Annotated in this window: 17 protein-coding genes; 5 read left to right on the forward strand and 12 right to left on the reverse strand. The window is 67.0% G+C overall.

Annotated features, from left to right (window positions below):
• Window positions 1-24 precede the first annotated feature (24 nt).
• Window positions 25-987: a LysR family transcriptional regulator gene (locus tag HQ306_RS05925; RefSeq protein ID WP_222628210.1), complete on the forward strand. Its 963-nt coding sequence runs from the start codon at window positions 25-27 to the stop codon at window positions 985-987.
• On the opposite strand, the gene HQ306_RS05930 is transcribed toward HQ306_RS05925, so the two are convergent.
• From HQ306_RS05930 to HQ306_RS05965, 8 genes are all read right to left on the reverse strand, one after another.
• Window positions 948-2,174, reverse strand: coding sequence for an NAD(P)/FAD-dependent oxidoreductase (locus HQ306_RS05930; RefSeq protein WP_222628211.1), 1,227 nt, complete (start codon window positions 2,172-2,174; stop codon window positions 948-950). The two genes, HQ306_RS05925 and HQ306_RS05930, sit on opposite strands and share 40 nt — an antisense overlap.
• Window positions 2,171-2,992, reverse strand: coding sequence for a mesaconyl-C4 CoA hydratase (locus HQ306_RS05935; protein WP_222628213.1), 822 nt, complete (start codon window positions 2,990-2,992; stop codon window positions 2,171-2,173). Before HQ306_RS05935 ends, HQ306_RS05930 begins: the two co-directional genes overlap by 4 nt.
• Entirely contained in the window at window positions 2,989-4,380 is a 1,392-nt protein-coding gene (locus tag HQ306_RS05940) for an MmgE/PrpD family protein (protein WP_222628215.1), read from the reverse strand. Before HQ306_RS05940 ends, HQ306_RS05935 begins: the two co-directional genes overlap by 4 nt.
• A complete protein-coding gene (locus tag HQ306_RS05945) occupies window positions 4,377-5,564 on the reverse strand; it encodes a cytochrome P450 (RefSeq protein ID WP_222628217.1) in 1,188 nt (395 codons plus the stop codon). The genes HQ306_RS05940 and HQ306_RS05945 overlap by 4 nt, the downstream gene beginning before the upstream one ends.
• A complete protein-coding gene (locus HQ306_RS05950; RefSeq protein ID WP_222628219.1) occupies window positions 5,561-5,752 on the reverse strand; it encodes a ferredoxin in 192 nt (63 codons plus the stop codon). Before HQ306_RS05950 ends, HQ306_RS05945 begins: the two co-directional genes overlap by 4 nt.
• Before the next feature lie 173 nt (window positions 5,753-5,925).
• Window positions 5,926-6,210 (reverse strand): antibiotic biosynthesis monooxygenase family protein, encoded by a 285-nt coding sequence (locus HQ306_RS05955; RefSeq protein WP_222628220.1) that lies wholly within the window; start codon window positions 6,208-6,210, stop codon window positions 5,926-5,928.
• Entirely contained in the window at window positions 6,207-6,725 is a 519-nt protein-coding gene (locus HQ306_RS05960; RefSeq protein WP_261770265.1) for a flavin reductase family protein, read from the reverse strand. Before HQ306_RS05960 ends, HQ306_RS05955 begins: the two co-directional genes overlap by 4 nt.
• A gap of 10 nt (window positions 6,726-6,735) precedes the next feature.
• The gene (locus HQ306_RS05965; RefSeq protein ID WP_222628224.1) at window positions 6,736-7,935 is read right to left on the reverse strand and encodes an acyl-CoA dehydrogenase family protein; all 1,200 of its coding nucleotides are present in this window, start codon (window positions 7,933-7,935) and stop codon (window positions 6,736-6,738) included.
• Window positions 7,936-8,205: 270 nt separating this feature from the next.
• On the opposite strand from HQ306_RS05965, the gene HQ306_RS05970 reads away from it, so the two are divergent.
• Window positions 8,206-9,147, forward strand: coding sequence for an SDR family oxidoreductase (locus tag HQ306_RS05970; RefSeq protein ID WP_222628226.1), 942 nt, complete (start codon window positions 8,206-8,208; stop codon window positions 9,145-9,147).
• Between the two features lie 118 nt (window positions 9,148-9,265).
• Window positions 9,266-10,642 (forward strand): MFS transporter, encoded by a 1,377-nt coding sequence (locus tag HQ306_RS05975; protein WP_222628228.1) that lies wholly within the window; start codon window positions 9,266-9,268, stop codon window positions 10,640-10,642.
• A 63-nt stretch (window positions 10,643-10,705) separates the two neighbouring features.
• Here the strand turns inward: HQ306_RS05975 and HQ306_RS05980 are convergent, their stop codons facing one another.
• Both HQ306_RS05980 and HQ306_RS05985 read right to left on the reverse strand, forming a co-directional pair.
• Window positions 10,706-11,251, reverse strand: coding sequence for a helix-turn-helix domain-containing protein (locus HQ306_RS05980; RefSeq protein ID WP_261770266.1), 546 nt, complete (start codon window positions 11,249-11,251; stop codon window positions 10,706-10,708).
• 64 nt (window positions 11,252-11,315) lie between these two features.
• Window positions 11,316-12,530, reverse strand: a complete 1,215-nt coding sequence (locus HQ306_RS05985) for a 12-oxophytodienoate reductase (RefSeq protein WP_222628230.1) — start codon at window positions 12,528-12,530, stop codon at window positions 11,316-11,318.
• A gap of 236 nt (window positions 12,531-12,766) precedes the next feature.
• Here HQ306_RS05985 and HQ306_RS05990 point away from each other — a divergent pair, with 236 nt between their 5' ends.
• Window positions 12,767-13,162, forward strand: coding sequence for a 5-carboxymethyl-2-hydroxymuconate Delta-isomerase (locus HQ306_RS05990; RefSeq protein WP_222628232.1), 396 nt, complete (start codon window positions 12,767-12,769; stop codon window positions 13,160-13,162).
• A 65-nt stretch (window positions 13,163-13,227) separates the two neighbouring features.
• On the opposite strand, the gene HQ306_RS05995 is transcribed toward HQ306_RS05990, so the two are convergent.
• Window positions 13,228-13,974: an SDR family NAD(P)-dependent oxidoreductase gene (locus HQ306_RS05995; protein WP_222628233.1), complete on the reverse strand. Its 747-nt coding sequence runs from the start codon at window positions 13,972-13,974 to the stop codon at window positions 13,228-13,230.
• Between the two features lie 161 nt (window positions 13,975-14,135).
• On the opposite strand from HQ306_RS05995, the gene HQ306_RS06000 reads away from it, so the two are divergent.
• A complete protein-coding gene (locus HQ306_RS06000; protein WP_222628235.1) occupies window positions 14,136-14,525 on the forward strand; it encodes a nuclear transport factor 2 family protein in 390 nt (129 codons plus the stop codon).
• Between the two features lie 34 nt (window positions 14,526-14,559).
• Here HQ306_RS06000 and HQ306_RS06005 read toward each other — a convergent pair whose 3' ends face one another.
• Window positions 14,560-15,372 carry an IclR family transcriptional regulator gene (locus HQ306_RS06005; protein WP_222628237.1) on the reverse strand — a complete coding sequence of 271 codons (813 nt, stop codon included), beginning with the start codon at window positions 15,370-15,372 and terminating at the stop codon, window positions 14,560-14,562.
• Between the last annotated feature and the right edge of the window lie 72 nt (window positions 15,373-15,444).

Genomic DNA, 15,444 nt, shown 5'->3' on the forward strand with positions numbered 1-15,444 from the left:
TCGTGGTTGCCATACACTCGGCGCATGGACATCCGGAGTGTCAAGTATTTTCTTGCCGTCGCCGAAGCCGGGTCCATCACCGAGGCCGCGAGGGCGCTGCACCTGTCGCAGCCGCCGCTGAGCAGCGCCATGACCAAGCTTGAGTCCGAGCTCGACGTCCGACTGTTCGAGCGGCACGCCCGCGGAATCGCGCTCACGGACGCCGGCCGGTACCTCCAGAGTGCGGGCAGACGGTTGGTCGCCGAGGAGAGGCGCATCGCGTCGGCACTTCGCTCGATGGGTCTCGGTCTCGACGGGGAACTCCGCATCGGCGCCGAACCCCTCGGCCTGTCGCACGTCGTCGGCGCTGCGGTGGCGCACTTCCTCGCCGAACATCCGCGCATCACACTGGAATTGGCCGATGCCAACCCTCGGACGCTGCTCGAGAACGTCGCCGACGGATATCTCGACCTGGCCGTGATCCCCGTTCTGCCCGAGGAACCGCTGCCCACCGTCAACGACGTCGCGTTCTCGACGACCGTCATCGCACGTTCGACCCTGACCCTGGTCGTTCCGCCGTCCTCGCGCCTGGCCGATCGCGGCGAGGTCTCGCTCGCCGACCTGCGCGACGAACGATGGATCCTGCCCACCAGGGTGCCGGGTGCACGGAGCCTGTCCCGGTTGCTCGACGACCGCTTCGCGACAGCCGGCGGCAGCCCGACGTCCGTGGTGTCCGTGCCCACGGTGGAGACCGCGGCGACCCTCGTCGCAGCGGGTGTCGGTGTGTCCGTGCTGAGTCGGGAGATGGCCGAGCGGCATTCGGGCGTGCGTGCGGTGGCTGTCGAGGACGGGTGGCCGGACCTCCCGCTCGGCGTGGTGCGGCGACTCGACGGCGTGATCACGCCGGTCGCGGGCCGGTTCCTCGACACCCTCGTCGCCCACGGACGCGGCGGTGTCACCGCGTCCGGTCAGGCCACGGGACTGGACGCGAGCGGAAGCATGGACTGAACCGTCTCCCATGACGTCTCCCGTCTCAACAGGGCACGGATCTTGACGAACTCGGCTCGACGTTCGAACGCCAGCACTCCGGCAACGACGTCGCCCGACCGGTAGACGTAGAGCGATCCGTCCTGTCCCGGGCTCTCCACTATCTCCTCGTCACCGGAGAGGAAGCCGGAGAACTGGATTCGCGTGCCGTGCTGATCGGACCAGAAGTACGGAACGGTGGCGCAGACCACCGGATCGGCCCCCGTCACGCTGTTGGCGGCATTGATGCCCGCGATGCGCCCCTGCTCGGCCGCGTTCGTCCAGTGCTCGATGCGCATCGTGCTGCCGAACCGGGCGTTGGGCCACCGTACGACGTCACCGGCCGCATAGACGCGGTCGGCAGCGCGCAGATGAGCATCGCATTCGATACCGTTGTTCAGGACGACCCCAGAGGACGCCAGCCACTCCGTCGAGGGCCGTACCCCGATCCCGAGCAGAACGACGTCCGCGGGCACGGTGGCACCGCTGCCGAGACGCAGCACGCGGCCCTCCGCGGTGTTCTCGAACCCCACCACGCCGTCGCCCAGCTGCAGGCCGACACCCGAATCACGATGCAGCGCCGCGTAGTCCGCTGCGACTCGATCACCGAAGCGGCCGAGCGGCTTCTCGGCCAGATCGACGATGGTGACAGCACGTCCGTCCTTCGCCAGGGTGGCGGCGAACTCACCACCGATGAAGCCCGCACCGATCACCGCCACCGACCGGGTGCGATCGGACACCGCGTGCCGAAGGGCCGCCGCATCCTGGAATCGCCTCAGCGAGTACACATCCGGCAGATCCCGGAACAGTGGTGGGACGATCGGTTCACACCCGGTCGTGACGACGACCGCACCGTACTCGATCTCGCTCGCCCTCCCCGACCCGTCCACGACCTCCACGCTGCGTCCCCCGACATCGAGGGCCGTGGCGCGTGTGCCGAGTCGGAACTCCACTCCCCGCCCTCGCAGATCCGCCACCGACGGGTAGGTCAGCGCGGCCAGATCCAGGTCGTCACGCAACCCGACCTTGGACAGCGGGGGGCGTTCGTAGGGCGGATGCTCCTCGTCGCTCAGAACGGTGATCGCGAGGTCGGGGGCGTGCCGTGCGATGGCCTCCGCGGCACGGACGGCGGCCACCGAGCCGCCGACCACGAGTACGTCGGTACTCATCGCGGACCCACCTCGGTCACCGTGCTCGTCGCGCAGACGATGCCGGCCGCGCTGCGGGCGGCGGCACCCTTGTCGAGCCCGTCCTCTCCGGGTACCACCGTGAACGCCTGTGGACGGGTCATGGGCGACACCAGCCGGTAGCCGAACGTCCTGTCCTGCAACGACAGTCCACTGCGACGCATGTGCTCGGCCATCATGAAGGCCAGGAGCGGTCCGTGAATCACCAGTCCGTCGTAGCCTTCACGGCGACACCAGTCGAGGTCGTAGTGGATGCGGTGGGCGTTGTAGGTGAGGGCGGAGAACCGGAACAGCAGCGTCGCGTCCACGTCCAACGACAGAGTCGGACCGGTGACCGGCTCCTGCGCGGGCGCCGGCGTGGGGAGCGGGGCGGACCCACCCGCCCGGTACACGATGTCCTGCTCCTCGCGGACGACGATGCGCCCTCCCTGCGAGATCTCCTGCAGCACCGTGGTGAGCGTTAGCGGGCCCGTACGACCCACCTTGTCGACGGACTTCGCGATCGAAGTCACCTTGGTCGCCGGCTCACCGATGCGAAGACTCCCGAAGGTGGTCACCCGCCCGCCACCGAACATCCGGCGACGCCCCCCGGCGGGGGGAGCCGGTATCCCGGTGACCGGATGGCCGTCCTCCCCCAGGTCACGTTGGTTGTCGCGCGGCAGCAGGTACAGCCAGTGCCAGACGGGGGGCACGGTGTCGCCGAGACCGTGCGGTACGTCGATGTCCAGCAGGGCGGCCATCGACTCGACCGGTTCGGCCGAGATGACTTCGGTGCGCTCTTCGAAATCGGGCGAGGTCATGATGTGGGCACCCTTTCGGCGGCCAGGACGGACAGGAGCTCGGACAGATCGGGCGCCTCGTCGAGCGACTCCACGGCGTCGACCAGACGTTCCGCGACATCGCCGCCGAAGGGCTCGAGCAGGAGTGTGGCCTTCGCCACGACGTCGGCGTGACTCATCGGGTTCTTCGACGACCCGAACGCGAAGGTGGGATTGCCCGCGTCGACGGTCACGACCTCGCCGCTGCGCAGCCGCAGCTCGAGTCGAGGGCCGTCCTCGATCTCGATCGTGTCGTCGACGACCATCGAGATCTTCGCGAAAGTCGCGGCGATCTGCGGATCGGTCAGTCGTGGGGGGTCGTAATCTGCCAGTCCCAGCGGACGTCCGCACAGAGCGAGGGACACCGCATAGGGCAGGCTGAACTGGGCGTCGAACACCGTGTCGATCGGGTACACGGACAACATGTTCACTGCCGTGGTGCCCGCCGTGATCACGACGGCCTCGACGTCGTCGGGGGTCAGCGACCGCGCGGCGACGAGATCCTTCACCGTGTCCACCGCCGAGTGGGAGCCTCGGCAGCACGCGTACGGCTTGATGTAGGACGTTGCGACGTTGAGGTCCGTTCCGAGCCCCGCCAGTGCGCGCTCGGTGCCGTCCTCACCTCCCGCGTACAGCGAGAAGAGTCCGCCCCACGGGGCTTCGAAGAGTCGATGCGGGCCGGTCACGCCGCCCACGGCGAGGATCGCCGCGTCGACGCCCGTCTCCCCCGCCTTACCGGGGTGCACCCGCTTGCTCATCGCGCCGTCGTCGATGAACGCCCACACCCCTCCGGTGAACGACCCGGCGATCCCGAGCGCGTTCGTGTACTCGGCCTCGTCGGCGCCGAGACACGTCGCCGCGGCGGCAGCGGCGGCGAGCGAACCCATGGTGCCGCTCGAGTGCCACCCGCGGTCGGTGTGCAGCGCGAATCCGCCGAGGGCCTGCAGAGCGCGGTAGCCCACGTCGTACCCCGCGACGGTGGCCGTGAGGAGGGCACGTCCGTCGGCTCCGGCGCTCTCGGCGGCCGCGATCGCCGCGGGGAGGACGGTCGATCCCGCGTGTCCGGCTCCGCCTCCGTCGTCGAAGTCCCGAGCGTGCGCCGAGGTCCCGTTCACGAGCGCCGCCTGCGCGGGAGTCAGTCGTAGGCCGGTGCCCCACACCGTCGACCCGGCGTTCGTCGGGGTGAATCGTTCGAGCGCCCGGATCACTCCCTGCACCTCGGGGGTGACGCTGCCGACGAGTCCGATCGCGAGTGTGTCGAGGATGTGGTCCTTGATCCCCGCCACGACATCGACCGCGAGATCGTCGAAGCTCGTGCCGGCCCAGTGGGCCGCGAGCCGTTCGGTGAGTGAACGCGTGTGGTCGGTCATGACGCGGTGACCGGATCGAGATCCACAGCCAGCGAGCCGACCAACCACCGACCACCGCCGTGGCCGATCTCGGTTCCCTCGTCCACGACCACCGCGTCGGGATGGTGCTCGATGAGGTACCGCACGACCTCCTCCATCTCCACCTTGGCGAGGCTCTGCCCCAGGCATCCGTGGAGACCCGTGCTGAACGTGAGAGGCGGACTCGCTTCGCGGTCGAGGTCGAGCGTGTTCGGATCGGCGAATCGCTCGGGGTCCCGGTTGGCGGACCAGACGGCCACGTGTACGTCCGAGCCGGCGGGAATCGTGGTGCCCGCGAGATCGATGTCGACCGAGGCGATCTTGCTGACGATGCCGGGACGCGGATAGAGCCTGCACGCCTCCACGACCGCGGCCGGGATCAGTGACCTGTCCGCGATCAACCTCGCCCAGGCGGCTCGGTCGCGCAGCAGCGTCCACACGACGAGGCCCGTCTGATGCGCGGTGTTGACGGAACTGGCCTCCAGCATCGCGGTCGCCTCACTCAGGAGCTCCTCCGAGGTCAGCTTGCCGAGATCTTCCTGGCGGATGAGGAACGAGAGCATGTCGTCTCCGAGGCCGTCTCGCCGCTTGCGCGCGATGAGCTCCCGGAGATAGTCGAACAGTTCGTCGTACGCCTCGAGAATCGAGGATGTCAGACTCGGATCACGTTGCAGCAGAGCCAGAGTGCGTGCCGACAGGCTCGCGACTCGAGGAGCGTCCGCTGCGGGTGCGCCGGCCAGGTGGCAGTACACGCGTGCCGGGATCTTCTGATCGACGGCGGCATGGAAGTCGATCGGACCCGGTGCGCCTGTGGCGGGGTCGATCTCGGCGATGATGTCGCGCAGTACGGAGCGAATGTCCTCGACGGTCGACGGGCCCATGAAGCGCGCGAGCGGGGTCCGCAATCGCATGTGCCGCGGGCCGTCCGCCATGATCAGGCTGTTGGCGCGGAAGTCGTGCACGGGGCCGTCGGTGATGCCGAACTGTTCCATGAGGGTCAGGGCCGCGTTGACGAAGCGGCTGTCGCGGAGCACCTCGGTGGCGGTGGCGAAGTCCAGGACCGCATAGCCGTAGTCACCGTGCACGACAGCGCCGCTGTCGGTGGCTCCCCCGGTGTGCGCCGGGGAGTCCGGAGCGAAGGGGTCGAAGGCGTGAAAAGTACTCATGCGCGCGAGATCGCTCCCATCGGGCAGCAGAGGATGACCTCGTCGAGGTCCTGGTCCCGGTCGTCCGGGACCGTGTCGGCGAGCTGCTCGAGCAGCCCGTTGTCGGCGATCCGGAACACGTCGGGCATCAGAGCGGCACACGTGCCGTTCGCGTCGCACCGCGCGAAGTCGACCTTGACGTCGATCATGGGATACCTCTTCTCGGGTCGGAGTTCGGGTGACTCCGGCGGGGCCGGAGCGCGAACTATGTCGTACTTCACAGTGTCTCCCTGGTCCGGCCATCTGACAAATATGAATCTGGCACCCTTCCCATAGCTGTGAAGTATGGAAGGGGTGCCAGATGGTGAAACTTGCGCGGGGGTCAGGTCTCGTAGTGAACGACCTCCGGCACGGCGGCACACAGAGGTTGGATCAGCTCGCGGACCTGCGCGCCCGCGGACGAGGCCGCGAACACGTCGGTGTGATCCTCCAGGCGGTTCCAGACGGCGCGCAGAAGGAACGTGTCGTCGCGGTCGACGCTGCGGGACAGCGTGGCCTCCGAACACCCCTCCGCAGCGAGCAGGATGCTCCGGATGCTCTCGAATGCTGCCCTCAGGTCGTCGCCGGCGCCCGGCCGGACGGTCAGGGTGACGTGCTCGGCGATCACGGAAGCCCCCGCTCGGCGATCGCCGGCATGTCGACGAAACCGCCGCGCAGGAAGATGAGCGGTTCCGCCGAGTCACACTTGACGATCTCGAGTACCTTGCCGACCACGTGCAGATGGTCACCGATCCTGTCCACTCGATACGGCGCGCACTCCACCGTGACGGTCGCGCCCTCGAGCAGTGGCACACCGCGGGTCGAGGATCGCCAGTCCACACCGGCGAACCTGTCCTCGCCACGTCGCGAGAACGCTCGGCACATCTCCCGCGACTGCGCACCGAGGACGTTGATCCCGAAGTGTGCCGCCTCGGCGATGACCGGCCACGTCGTGGATGCGAGGTCGACGTAGAACGCGACCAGACGCGGTTCCAGCGAGACCGAGGTGAACGTGCCCACCGTCATGCCCGCCGGCCCCGCAGGTGTCCGCGCGGTGATGATCGACACGGATGTCGGGATGTGGCCCATGACCCGGCGATATTCCTCCGGACCGAGGGTCACCGACGCGTCGTCGTTCGTCATGACCGTCATCTCAGAGCCCGATGGTCCGATCGTTGTTCTCGAGGAGTTGACGGCCGTAGGCCTCGCGGCCGATCTCGGGCGTCACCAGAGCGTGGCGAGCAGCGGTCTCGCTGTCACGCCAGATGCGCCCGAGGACGTTCGCGTCGGCGAACGAGCCCGCGCCGTTGGCCGTCAGCAGGTAGTCGATCTCCTCGTTGATCAACTCGGCGACGACACCCGTGTCGTTGCGCACACGCGCGAGGGCCTCGGGGTCCGGCAGCACACCCTTCTCGGCCGCGCCGTCGATCTCGGCGGCGATCGAGTCGATCAACAGCTCCGCGAGGTGCAGTTTGGTGGCCGCACGCGCGACGTTCAGCTGATGGGTCGGCGAGTCCTTGGCCTGCGCGTACGCGGTGTAGGCGACCGGCTTCTTCGGCAGCTTCTCGCGGGTCAGTTCCAGGGCGTGGCGGCCCAGGCCGATCTGGGGGGCGACGAGGATTCCGGCCGCGACGGCGTTGAACGGCATTGACGCGATGGTGTCCTCGGTGAAGGGCGAGCGGAACTTCGAGGCGAACATGTCCGGAACCGCCTGGACCCGGTACTCGGGGAGGAAGTGATCCTTGACCACGATCGTGTCGCTGCCCGTTCCCTGCATTCCCGCCACGAACCAGGACGGCTCGATGGTGAACGCCTCGGCAGGGATCAGCGCCATCCCGGGGACACCACCCTCCAGGGTGATGGTGATGCTGGCCCACTGTGCGGCGAACGAGCCCGAGGCGTAGGGCCAGCGTCCGCTGACCAGGTAGCCGCCCTCGACCTTCTCGCTCTTGTCGCCCGGGGAGAAGATCCCGCAGATTCGCGCACCCGGATTCGGACCGAAGATGTCCTGCTGGGTCTGCTCGGTGAAGGTGCTTGCATACGCGGTGGCGATCAGGGTCAGTGCCGTGACCCATCCTGTCGAACCGTCGCCCCGTGCCAGTTCGGCGACGACGTCGCACGCCGTCTTGAATGAGGAACCGTGGCCCCCGAGTCGCTCGGGAACCATCACGTGGAAGAGCCCTGCTGCGGCGATCGCGTCGATCACCTCGGGAGAGACCTTGCGATTCTTCGTCGCGTCGGCCGCGTGTTCACGGATGAGGGGAATCAGCGCGGTCGCCCGCGCCACCAGGTCCGCGTCGGAGACCTGCAGGGTGTGCAGGTCGGAGAAATCGGTGTCGGCAAGCTGAGTCATGGTCGTGTCTCTTTCCCTCGAGGACGTCGTTCGGGCTTCGGTGGCCTCGATCACGTCGGACTCGTCCATCATGAGACGGCCGTCACGTTCTCACAATGTCGCAAAGTTACCCGGGTCCATACACCGGACACATCGAGTGCGCGATGCCGCGGACGCATGGCCTTCCCGACGATTCTGGCTGTGGACCACAGCCGGTGACGGTGTTGGTATGTAGCGCACGTCACAGTCGGCGCGGAGATGCCGGCGGGCCGTACACCACGAGGAGCACACATGAGTCGAACCATCATCAGCGGAGCATCGGGCGATCTGGGGCGGAGAGTGACGCGTCTACTCCTCGACGAGGACCCCGACCGGGAACTGATCCTGACGACCCGGACCCCGGAGAAGCTGGCAGATCTGGCCTCGGACACCGTGCAGATCAGGCACAGCGACTACGCGTACCCCGAGACCGTCCGACAGGCATACGAGGGCGGCGACGTCCTCTTTCTGATCAGTGGCCTCAACCTCGGACGCCGGGTGTCCGAGCACCGCGGCGCGATCGCCGCAGCACAGCACGCCGGCGTGGAACACATCGTCTACACCTCGGTCGGCGGGGTGCAGCCGGGCAATCCTGCGCTCTCGGCCATCGATCACTGTCAGACCGAGCAGGATCTGCGCGACTCCGGCATCGCGTACACATTCCTCCGCAACGCGCTGTACGCAGAGATCGTCAGCAACATCCTCGTCGCTCCCGCGGTCCCCTCGGGCATCCTGTCGCAGGCCACCGGTGACGGCTACCTTGCGCCCGTCGCGAAGGAGGACGTCGCACGCTCGGCGGCAGCGTGTCTGATGAATCCGGCGGCGCACGCCGGCCGGATCTACGAGATCACGGGTCCCGAACTTCTCAACTTTCACCAGATCGCCGCCCTCGCCTCGCACGTGCACTCCTCGCCCATCGAGTACACGCCGGTCTCCGAGGACGACCGTCTGGCGTTCTTCGACGCGGTCGGCATTCCCCGCACCTACGATCCGACCATGCCCCCGAGCCCCGACGGCCACCTGTGGGCGAGCGATGAACTCGTGTCCGCGGAAGTAGCTGTCGCGCAGGGGTACCAGGCCCTGCAGAGCCGCCACGTCGAGCAGATCACCGGACGTGAGCCGGAACCGCTGGCCACCGTCATGGAGCGCGTCCGCGAGGTGCGCTACGACAAGATCGAGGCCACCGTGGCGTGACCCACGCACTCCCGGCGGGGTCGGTCGTCCGCATCGACGGCCGACCCCGGTGGGCACCACTTCGATTCGCACACAGACTACTTCGATTCGCAGACACGACGGGGGACGACCACCGATCATGAGCACACCAGTGGAGCCGACACCACTACGGCCGCGCGCCGCGACGCACTCGCCGTCCGCGCCGCCGCCGACGGATACGCGACGGCGCGAGATCAGGCGAGTGGTGTTGTCGAGCTACCTCGGCAGCACCATCGAGTACTACGACTTCCTGCTGTACGCGACGTCGGCCGCGATCGTCTTCGCGCCCGTCTTCTTCTCCGACCTCTCCCCCGTCGCCGGCACCATCGCCTCGCTCGGCACCTTCGCCGCGGGCTACCTGGCACGACCGTTGGGCGGCATGATCTTCGGTCACTTCGGAGACCGGCACGGCCGCAAGTCCATGCTGCTGGTGTCGATGACCGTGATGGGCGCCGCCTCGTTCCTCATCGGCCTGGTACCTCCTGCCTCCGCCATCGGATCCTGGGCGGCGGTCATCCTGATCCTGCTCCGGGTTCTGCAGGGAATCGCCATCGGCGGGGAATGGGGCGGCGCAACCCTGATGTCGCTCGAGCACGTCGGGGGACGCGGCCGCGGCTTCGCCGCCGCGTTCACCAATGCCGGGGCTCCCACCGGGTCGCTGTTGGGCACGCTCGCCCTCACCGTCGTCGCACTCCTCCCGGAGGACGATTTCCTCACGTGGGGATGGCGCATCCCGTTTCTGCTCTCGGCGGTGCTTCTCGTCGTCGGCCTCTTCGTGCGCAGCCGGGTGTCCGAGAGCCCAGTCTTCACGGAAGCGTTGCAACGCAGCGCAGTACAGTCTTCGGACGACCGTCGGACCGCACCGATCAAGAGCATCCTGCGCCGACCGCGGAACCTGGTCCTCGTCGCCGGCGGGTGCATGGCCGGCGTCGCCATCCAGATCATGTTCGCGACCTTCGCCATCGGCCATGCGACGAAGTCGGGTGTGCCCAGATCCGATGTGCTGCTCGGGTTCGCCGTCTGCCAGTTCGTGGCGATCTTCGCGCTGCTCGGGTTCGCGCGCCTGTCCGATCGGGTCGGACGCAGACCGGTCATGCTCGCCGGTCTCGGCGCCTTCGCGCTGCTCGTCTTCCCGGTCCTCGCGCTGCTGTCCTCCGGGAATGCGTTCCTGGTGACCGTGGCCTTCGTTCTCGGCTTCTCCATCGTGCAGTCCGCGACGTTCGGCCCGATGGCCGCCTACATCGCGGAGCAGTTCGGCACGTCGGCACGCTACACCGGTGCGTCGCTCGGGTATCAGGCCGCGACATTGTTGGGAGCCGGCTTCACGCCGGTCATCCTGGTGTCGCTGCAGGCCGCCGCGAGCGGATCCACGTACCTCGTCGGGCTGTACATGATCGGGCTGACACTCGTCAGCGCGGTGTTCATCGGCCTCAGCCGCGAGAGCAAGGACCGAGACCTCGACACCTACGAGCACTGACCGTGCGTCGCCCGGCACCCTGCGGCCGGGCGGACCGGTCGAGCCCACGTCCACCCACCGCGATCAGACGCGGTGGGTGGAGTCGTTCCCGGGCGTACCGGCACCGGTGGCGGCGTCGAACAGCACGCGTGCCTCCTGGATGCGGTCGGTGTGGAGGAGCGCCCACTCGACGAGCGTCATGATCAGGTCGGACAGTTCGCGACCCATGGGGGTGAGGCTGTACTCGACGTGCTTTCGGACGTCCGCGACCACCCTCCGCTCGTACATCCCGTCTCGTTCCAGCACCCGGAGGTTGTGGGTGAGCATCTTCTGCGACAGGGGGTGGGTCGGATCGAGCGTGTCGAGCAACCGACGCATGGCCGACGGCCGGAGGGGACCGACCCGCGAGATCACGAGAAGCCAGTTCCTCCAGTAGTTCCCGACGTGTCCGACGACGCCGACGACCGGGGCGGCCTTGTTCCGATCGAATTCCGCGAGCAGGCACGCCAGGTGCCGGCACAGATCCTCGGCGCCCTCGGAGGCGGCGGGAACACCACGAAGGACGACCATGATGTCGTTCATGACCAGATCCACCGACGTGGTGTCGCGTGCGGCGGAGTCTGCCGTCATGAGCCGTCCGTTCCTGACGTGGCCGAGGCATCCGGGCCGAGGGGCCGAGGGTGAGTCCGGGGAGTCAGTCCCCCTTGCGGGACTGGTCGACCAATTGCCCCTCGTGCGAATAGCTTTCGTAGGCCTCGGCGAGATCGCGGTACTTCCGGAACTCGCGGAGCCCATCGTAGTCGCCCCGCCGCACCCGATCCACGAAATCAGGATTCGATATCTGGGCACGTCCGACACCGATCAGGTCGAAGTCACCCCGGTCGAGGCCGTGACGCACGCGGACGATGTCCTCCTCCACCTGCAAGAGCGGTTCCTTGTCGTCGAAGACGTCGCTCGCCAGATCGGTGGACAGCCCGACGCTTCCGATCGTCATCACCGGCAGACTCGTCATGTCCTTCACCCACGCCGCGACACTTCTCCGGGTGTCCAGTTCGGGCCACCCCGGTGCGTCGAAGCGCCGCGCGGAGATGTGGAAGACGTTCGCGCCGGCACGCTCCAGGCGGTCGAGGAAGGGTCCGAGATCGTCCGGATGTTGTGCGATCTTCGCGCCGTAGTCCACTTCCTTCCACTGTGAGAACCGAACCGAGATGATGAAGTCCGGCCCCGTCGCAGCCCGTATCGCCGCGAAGATCTCCGCGGGATACGACGCACGCTCGACCAGCGTGTCACCGCCGTACTCGTCGGTGCGCACGTTCGTCTCGTGCCACAGGAAGAGGTCGAGCAGATAGCCGTGTGCGCAGTGCAGTTCGATCCCGTGCGCACCGAGACTCCTGGCGATGACGGCACTGTCCACGTAGGCGTTCTTCGTGTCCTCGAGGTCCTGCGCGGTCATGGCCACCCCGTTGTGCCGTCCCTCCTGGATCAGGCCCGATGGGCTCCATGCGGGGTGATGCGGATACGGGTTCTCGATGCCGTCCACGACGAGCCGCAACGCACCCGGGTGCCACAGCTGCATCAGCACCACGACGTCACCGGTGCTCGTCACCTCGCGCACCACATGTCCCCAGTCGTCGGCGGTCCCACGCCCCAGAATGCTGAAGGCAGGTTGCCAGTAGCCCGCGGGATGTTCGGGGGCGGCGCCCTCCGTGATGATCAGCCCCGGCCCCTGTTCCGCCGTGGCTCGGAGTGTGGACGCCATCCCGGCGGTGGGCCGGTAGCCGCGAGAGCCTCGCTGCATCGCCGGCAGGAAGAACCTGTTCCGGACCGTCGTGGATCCCAGCGTCACCGGGGAGAAGAGCGGATCCACCGTGAGCGATTCGCGGTCGGCGAGTACCGAATCTGATTGCATGTGAACACCTTTCGACAGTGATGAACGATCGGTTGTCAACGTTACGTGCGTCACTACGAACGTGACAATGGGGTACTTTTCGGTGCCCATTCCTCGTCGGGCGTCATGCAGCGGACGCATGATCACGGCCACGAAGCTGCCGTTGCACCGGCACCGTCCGGGCATGAGGATGAGTACGGGCGTACGCGCCGGAACGTCATGGTCGAGGTCGCCGACGCGAACGAGGGAGCACATCCATGCCGCACATCTCGATCGAGTACACGAGAAACCTCGCCGACCGGGTGGATGTCACAGCCCTGGTCGATGCTTTGCACTCCACGGCGCAGCGTCTGAACGTGTTCCCCGACTGGGGGATCCGAACGTTCGCGACGGTGGTCGACACGTTTCGCGTCGCCGACGACGTCGCGGGCGGGGATACCGGATACGTGCATGTACGCGTCAAGGTGGCGGGCGGACGGGACGAGACGGTTCTGCAGCGGATCGTCGACGAGTTCCACGCGACCCTCGCCGCGGCGCTGGCAGACCTCTGCGGCGACCGATCGGTGGGGTATCAGCTCGAGCTCTTCGAGTTCCGGCCCGCCACAACACGGTCGGGCGGCAGTATCCCCGGAGCGCCCGCGTTGTCGATGTAGCGGGGGCGCTGAGACAATGTGCGAGCCGGACTCGGGCGCGAGAGTCGATGGTGACGGTCGGCCGATCACCGCCGGGTGCTGCCCCCATCGACGACGAGGATCTGCCCGGTCACGAACTCGGCGTCGTCGGATGCCAGGAAGGCGACGGTACCGGTGACGTCGTCCGGCAGTTGAGTCCGTTTGACGTCCTGCAGCCGGACACTGTTCTCGAAGAACGACTCGTTCGTCTTGCTCACGGAGGACGCCGTCCGCACCAGACTCGGAGCGATGCTGTTGGCCGTGATCCCGTGCGGCCCCAGGCTTGCGGACAGGGCCGAGGTGAAACCGTTCAGCGCGCCCTTCGCCGAGACGTACGACACGAACGGCGGAGGCGGAGTCCAGTAACTCGACGACGAGATGTTGATGATGCGTCCCGCGACCGATCGCATCAGGTCGGGAAGAAAAGCCTTGGTCGTCAGGAAGGCACCGTCGACGTTGACCGCGAACGTTTTTCGCCACTCGGCGAAGGTGACGTGCTCGAAGTCGCCCATGAGAACGACCGCGGCATTGTTGACCACGATGTCGACACCACCGAAAGTCTCGCGCACCGTCTGTGCGAAGGAGTCGATCTCGTCCTCCGTCGAGATGTCGACCCGGCCGCTGACGAAGCGCGTGCCCTCCGCCTCGACGAGCTTGCGGGTATCCGAGGCGTCGTCGAGGTCCGCCACCGCGATGTCGGCTCCCTCCGATGCGAGCTTCACGGCTATCGCCTGGCCGATTCCTGTCGTACCACCGGTGATCACGGCGGTTCTGCCGGCCAGTCTGTTACTCACTCGAACTCCTCCACTGCCTGGGTCATCTGTCCGAGCCAGTGTTCTGCGTCGCCATCCGATATCGCATCGACTGTTCGTTCAACGAACATCGAGGCTCGGCGAACGCGTGCATGGGCTTCTCTGTGTGGGCCCGCACCCTCGACCCATCGACAGGAACAGACATGACCGTGATGACATACGCCCGAACGATCGACGGCGCCGAAGAAGCCTGGCTCCGGGCAATTCAGGAGGGAACCGACGACCAGCGCGAGCTGATGCTCGACGAGTGCACCGTGGTCCACGGACCCGTCGGCCATATTCACGGACGGGAGGAGTTCCTCGAATACAACGCGTCCATGGGCGCCATCGTCGAGGCCGAGACGAGCGATGTCCTCGTGGTCGAGCATCCGGGAGTCGCCATCGTCTCGTGTCACCAGAGAATGCGGGTTCGGATGGATGCGGAACTGACTCCGTTCCTGATCCAGGCCGGCGTGACCAGGGTCTGGTTCGACACCCCCGACGGGTGGAAGTTGGGATTCCAGCAGTTGTCGCGGCGCCAACCCGTCATGTGAACGCCGCCCGGATCGAGAACGGCGCGTCCGATCGTCACCTCGTCTTGTCGGAATCGACCGGTTCGGAAGAGTGGGAACGAATCGCGACCCCCGGCCGCCATCCCAGGGCACGTGAGATACCGATGCCGCTCGAGACGAGTTGTGGCACAACCGCCTGATGCTTGACCGACCCGGCCGAGACCACGACCGACAGAGCGGCCACGACCACCCCGCGCTGGTCGATGATTCGCGTCGCCACGGAATCGGCGCCGTCACTGAGCTCTTCACGGACCACGACGGTCCCCGTCGCGCGGCAGTACGCCAACTCCTTACGCAACACGTCCGGGTCGACGATCGTTCGTGCTGTGTAACGCCGCAGTGTCCCTCCCAGAACGGTGTCGATGAAGGCGGGGCTGCTGTGACCGAGCAACACCTTGCCCACACCCGAGCAATGAAGCGGAAGAAGACCGCCGACCTGCGACTCGAGTTCGATCGCGTTCGGTCCGGACAGGCGTTCGATCACCACTGCCCGGTCACCCTGCAGCACCGCCAGTTGAACATGTTGGTGCAGTGTCGCACTCAGGTCCTCGACGAAAGGTTGTGCCGTGGTCCTGAGCATCTCCGCATTAGGCGCCAGGGTGCCCAGACGCCACAGCGACAAGCCGATACGGAACATGTTGTCGGCTCCGCGCTCGAGTGCGCCCACTTCGGCAAGCTCGAGAGCAAGTCTGCGCGCAGTGGCATGCGGGAGTCCGGTTCGGCGCACGATGTCGGACAAGGTGAGCTCGGTGTGCTCGTAGTCGAATGCGAACAGTATGTCGGACAGACGCGATGCGACGCTTCGTCCCGGCTCGCTCGTACGCGACATTGGTCCCCCTCGGCTCCGGTATCGGACCACTGTACGGATATCCGTTGAACGAACACTGCTGTTCCCAGAACT

It is taken from the genome of Rhodococcus sp. BP-160, assembly GCF_019836205.1.
In the GTDB taxonomy this organism is placed as follows: Bacteria; Actinomycetota; Actinomycetes; order Mycobacteriales; family Mycobacteriaceae; genus Rhodococcoides.